This is a genomic window from Gemmatimonadota bacterium, from assembly GCA_026706345.1.
Taxonomy (GTDB): Bacteria; JAAXHH01; JAAXHH01; order JAAXHH01; family JAAXHH01; genus JAAXHH01.
In genome coordinates this window covers 1-5,585 of record JAPOYX010000078.1, presented here as the reverse complement: position 1 = coordinate 5,585, position 5,585 = coordinate 1, and the positions used below count along the sequence as shown (strand labels likewise).

Here is a 5,585-nt window from a genome sequence, read left to right as displayed (position 1 = left end):
CACCTTGTTCATCCACGGTTCCACGGTCGTCGACAACACCCTGCTGGAGCGCAAGGGCGCGCGCACCGGCCTGATCACCACGGCGGGTTTCGAAGACACCCTGCTGGTTACCCGGGGCGCCTACGGGCGCTGGTCCGGCCTGTCGGAAGAGGGCCTCAAACACCCGGTCGCCACGGACCGGCCGACCCCGCTGGTGCCGTTCGGGCTGATCCGCGGGGTGACGGAACGGGTGGATTACAAGGGCGCGGTTGTCCGCGAACTGGACGAGGACGAGGTCGGGCAGGCCGTCGACTACCTGCTCGATGAACGGCAGGTGGAGTCCATCGCGGTGGCGCTGTTATGGTCGTTCGCCAACCCGGTCCATGAACAGCGCATCCGCTCCATCATCAAGGCGCGGGATGAGGCCGTCCATGTCTCCATATCCAGCGAAATAGCGCCGGTGCCCGGCGAATACGAGCGCACTTCGACCACCGTGATCAACGCTTACGCCGGCCGGGTGGTCAACCGGGACATGAGGAGAACCCAGCAACTCCGTTACATCAGCAACCTGCAACAACTGCTGGGTCAATATAATTACCGGGGTCCGGTGCTGGTCATGCAGGGCTACGGCGGGCTGCTGCCGGCCGAACAGGCCGCGGGGCGGGCGGTGAACATGGTGGAATGCGGTCCCGTTGCCGGGGTCATCGGCAGCAAATTCCTCGGCGACGGCATGGGCGATGAGAACATCATCGCCGCGGACATGGGAGGCACCACGTTCAAGGTGGGCGTTATCCAGGACGGCGAAATCGAGTACGCCAGGGAACCCCTGATCGACAGGTTCCACTACTCGGTGCCGAAGATCGACGTGGCGTCCATCGGCGCCGGCGGCGGCAGCCTGATCACCCTGGAACAGGGTACGGGCGCGCCCCTGGTGGGACCCCGCAGCGCAGGGGCCGACCCGGGGCCGATCTGTTACGGTCTCGGCGGGACCCGGCCAACCCTCACCGACGTGCTGCTGCTGCTGGGCTATATCGACCCGCAACATTTCCTTAACGGCGCCATGACCCTGGATCCGGGAAACACGGTCCGATTGTTCCGGGAACAGATCGCGGAACCCCTGGGACTGCCCGTGGAAGAAGCGGCAATCGGCATCTTTCGCGTCGCCAACGCGCAGGTCACCGACCTGATTCACAAGATTACCGTGGAACAGGGCCTGGACCCGCGGGATTTCGTGCTGCACGCGTTCGGCGGCACCTGCCCAATACTGGCGAGTGCGTTCGCCCGGGAGCTGAGCGTGCAACGGGTTATCGTGCCGTATACCGCATCGGTGAACTGCGCCTTCGGACTCGCCAGTACCGACGTGATGCACGATTACAGCGCGACCCTGACCAAATCCGCGCCCTGTCCGGCGGAAGAAATCAACGCCATCTACGAACCCATGCTGAAGGAGGCCGCGCACATGCTGGATCAGGAGGGCTTCCCGCCGGACAAAATGAGCTTCAGGTGGTCCGTCGGGTTCCGCTATGCCATGCAGGTTCACGAGATTATCACGCCGGTGCGCGCCGCCACGCCACTGGACGAGGAAGGTCTGGAACAACTGATCAATGATTTTGAAACGCTGTATGAAAACCGCTACGGCAAAGGCTCCGCCTACCGTGACGCGGGGATAGAGATGACCCAGTTCCGGCTCAGCGCCGCCGGCAGAATAGACCGCCCCGACGTTGCCGCGCAGGCGTATGCAGGTTCATCTCCGAACGCGGCCCTTACAGGACGGCGCAGGATATTCGTCAACGGCTACGACAGTCTGACCGAAGCCGACGTTATTGATTTTGAAAAACTGCAGCCCGGTAATATCATTGCAGGTCCGGCCGTAATCCATACACCGATCACCACTATCGTGATCCAGGACGGCCAGCAGGGGCAGATGGACGGGTATAAAAATATCATCATCGACTTGAGGTAAAGTAATGGTTGATCCGATCACCTTTTCGATCATCCGCCACCGCCTGTTCCGGGTCGTGGACGAGGCCGTGATTACCCTGAAGAACGTATCGGGGAGCGCCATCACCAACGAAGGCCACGACCTGATGGTGTCCCTGTACCGGGCGGACGGCACCCTGCTGATGGGCGGCGTCGGGTTCCTGCACCACCTGACCAGCGCCGCGGAGGCGTGCAAGTCCATCATCCGGCGCTTCCGGGGAGACATCCACGCCGGCGACGTGTTCCTGCTGAACGATCCCTACACCGCGGCCCTGCATACCTCGGATGTGTACCTGGTGGCGCCCATCCATTACCGGGGAGAACTGGTGGCCTGGAGCGCCTGTTTCGTACACGTGTACGATATCGGCGCCACCAACCCCGGCGGCTTCTGCCCCGATGCGGAAAACATCTATACGGAAGGCTTCAGTTCTCCGGGGATACGGCTGGTGGAGAAGGGCGAGATCAACCGGGCCGTCATGGACACCTTCCTCAACATGGTGCGTTCCCCGGACATGGTGGCGCTGGACCTGAATTCCATGATCGCCTGCAACAACGTAGCCCGGGAACGGATGCTGGCCCTCATCGAAAAATACGGTTTCGAGACCGTCGATGAGACCTGCAAAACACTGATTACCAGGTCTGAGGAGAAACTGCGCGCCCGGCTGCGGGAACTGCCCGACGGCCAATGGCAGTCACGCCAGTACCTGAGCGTAAAGGACGAGATCTACCGGGTCGAACTGACCATGACCAAGCGGGACGATTCGCTCAACTTCGATTTCACAGGCTCCAGCGAGCAGAGCCGCTATGCCATCAACTGCACCAGGTGGGCCTCCCTGGGCGGGCTGTTCGCGCCCCTGTTCCCGTTGCTGTGCTACGACATCACCTGGAATGAAGGCGTGATCAGTCCCATCACCATGATTGCGCCGGAGGGGACCATCGTGAACTGCACGCGCCCGGCGCCGGTTTCCGTCGCCACCGTGGGAGCCATACAATCCGTCAACAACGCGGCCTGCACTACCATCGGCAAGCTGCTCAGCGCCAGTGAAAAATACGCCCCGGAAGCCTCGGCCGTGTGGCACGCCAACCATTTCGCGGTGTTCCTGTTCGGTCAGAACCAGCACAACAAGCTGGCGATCGGCATCCTCACCGAGACCTTCGCCGGGGCCGGCGGCGCCCGGGCCTGGGCGGACGGCATCGAGGTGGGCGGGGAGATCCCGAACCCCATCTCGCGCATGGCCAACGTGGAGACCGTCGAATACACCTTCCCGATCCGCTACCTGTATCGCCGGCGTCTCAAGGATTCCGGCGGCCCGGGGCGTTACCGCGGCGGCGTCGGCATGGAATTGTCCTTCGTGCCGCACGATGCGCCGGACGGCGGGATGCATTACGTGGTCTCCGGCAAAGGTTCGAAGTTCCCCATGAGCGAAGGTCTGGCCGGCGGCTATCCGGGATCGCCCAATGCCTACATATGGGTCAAGAACAATGGAGCAAAAGAGGACGCAATACCTGGCGAACAGCAGGAGGTAGACTGGGGTGTATTCCCGCTGATGGGCAAGGACGCGCTTTATGTCAGGTGGAATGGCGGCGGCGGCTACGGTGATCCCCTGTCGCGCCCGCCGCAGGACGTGGCCCGCGACATACGGGACGGCCTGACCTCCCCGGAATTTGCAGAATCAGTATACGGCGTAATTATCGATACCGGTACAGGGGAAGCAGAGCCATCCCTTACAGAGAAAAAGAGAACCGAACTGGTAGCGCAACGAAAGAACGGCGGGCAATCCGCGCCTGTTGCAGGCGCGCCCGTCACCTGCAAACGCTGCGGTCAGAGCCTGGGGGGAGCGGACGGCAACTGGAAGGAAAGCGCGAGTGTGCAGGAAACGCCTATGCACAGCCTGGGCGGACCCTATTCCAGCGGCGGCGACGTATTGCTGCGCTCGTTCTCATGCCCGGGCTGCGGCATCCTGGTGGATACGGAGACTGCCATGCAAGGCGACCCGTACCTGAATGACAGATTATTAATCCGCAGATGACGCAGATTTACGCAGATTATTTTTTGATTCATTTTATCTGCGCTAATCTGCGTCATCTGCGGATAAAACAGGTAAAGTGATATGCACAACATAGGAATAAGTAATGAGATCGTCGAGCGGGTTATGAAGCGGCGCGGGCGGTTCCATCTTTATGACAGCTTCGAGCCGGCAACGTGCGCGCTGGTGGTGATCGATATGCAGAACGCCTTCTGCAAACCGGGGGCGCCGGCCGAGGTGCCGCTCAGCCGCGGGACCATCGGCAATATCAACCGGTTGGCCGCGGAACTACGCGACCGGGGTGGCGACGTGATCTGGATCGTCAGTGAATTCCACTGCAACGGCGGTAAATCCGAGTGGGAGAATTTCTTCAATAACATGGTTTCCGGCGAGGTGCGCGAGCGCACCATGCAGTACATGGCGCCGGGACAGGAAGGCGGCAAGCTCTGGCACGAACTGGAAACGGATGAGAACGACATCCACCTGGTCAAGAACCGTTACGGTTGCCTCTCTCCGGGCGCCTCGAAACTGGAACGGGTGTTGCGCAGCCGCGCCATCGAAACCCTGCTGATAGCCGGGACAAAAACCAATATCTGTTGCGAGACCGCGGCGCGCACTGCCTTCGACCTGGATTTCAACGTGGTCCTGATCGAGGACTGCTGCTCTACCCTGTCCGATCGCGAACACCAGGCCACGCTGGAGACCATCATCCAGCAGTTCGGCGACGTGATGACCGGGCAGGAGTTCATAGAACGCTGTGTTAAATCGGGAGATTATGCTGATGAAAAACGTAGATGAACACTACCTGCGCGTAGCCTTCAGGGAGGCTGCCAGGGCTCTTGAACGGGGCAATCACGGTTTCGGGGCGTTGCTGGTGAATGCGGACGGCGAACCGGTACTGGCGGCGCAGAACTCGGTAGTTACCGACAGGGACGTGACCGCGCATGCGGAAATGAACTTGATTCGGGCCGCATCCAGGAAATTCGAACCTGGGCAGCTTAAATCGTCCACACTGTATGCCAGCGCCGAACCCTGCCCCATGTGCGCCGCCGCCATTGTCTGGGCCAACATCCGCCGTGTCGTCTTCGGGTTAAGTATGGAAGGGACTTACGAGTTATACGACGCCGGCCCGGATGACCCTACATTGCGTATGAACGCCGCCGACGTGTTCGGTGAAGCCCGCTGGCCCATGGAAGTCATCGGCCCGATGCTGGAGGATGAATCGCGGGCGGGTTTTCCATAGTCGGAAACTTGGCATGATGTGGTAAGCTATTGCAAAGATTTGTTAGAAGATGACTTCCAAGGAGATATAAAAAGTGGCTACCGCAGCGAGATCGCTACACCCCGAAGGGCAAAAGATCACCATCGAGAACGGACGATTGCAGGTCCCCGATAATCCGGTTATTCCGTTTATCGAAGGAGACGGTATCGGTCCCGATGTCTGGCGCGCAACCAGGCAGGTGCTGGACGCCGCGGTTGCCAAGGCTTATAACGGCGCGCGGGAAATCCACTGGCTGGAAGTGTACGCCGGTGAGAAGGCCAATGAACTGACCGGTTCCTGGCTGCCGGACGATACCCTGGACCGTTGCCGGGAATACC

General features: G+C 60.8%; 5 protein-coding genes. All 5 read left to right on the top strand.

The window, feature by feature from the left end; all coding sequences use genetic code 11:
- The coding region (locus OXG98_06210) for a hydantoinase/oxoprolinase family protein (GenBank protein ID MCY3771594.1) at positions 1 to 1,942 on the top strand (1,942 nt) is incomplete at its 5' end.
- A 4-nt stretch (positions 1,943 to 1,946) separates the two neighbouring features.
- Positions 1,947 to 3,989, top strand: coding sequence for a hydantoinase B/oxoprolinase family protein (locus OXG98_06205; GenBank protein ID MCY3771593.1), 2,043 nt, complete (start codon positions 1,947 to 1,949; stop codon positions 3,987 to 3,989).
- 81 nt (positions 3,990 to 4,070) lie between these two features.
- The gene (locus OXG98_06200; GenBank protein MCY3771592.1) at positions 4,071 to 4,784 is read left to right on the top strand and encodes a cysteine hydrolase; all 714 of its coding nucleotides are present in this window, start codon (positions 4,071 to 4,073) and stop codon (positions 4,782 to 4,784) included.
- A complete protein-coding gene (locus OXG98_06195) occupies positions 4,768 to 5,229 on the top strand; it encodes a nucleoside deaminase (protein ID MCY3771591.1) in 462 nt (153 codons plus the stop codon). Before OXG98_06200 ends, OXG98_06195 begins: the two co-directional genes overlap by 17 nt.
- 73 nt (positions 5,230 to 5,302) lie before the next feature.
- Positions 5,303 to 5,585, top strand: a 283-nt coding sequence (locus tag OXG98_06190) for an isocitrate/isopropylmalate family dehydrogenase (GenBank protein ID MCY3771590.1), incomplete at its 3' end; no start/stop codon positions are given.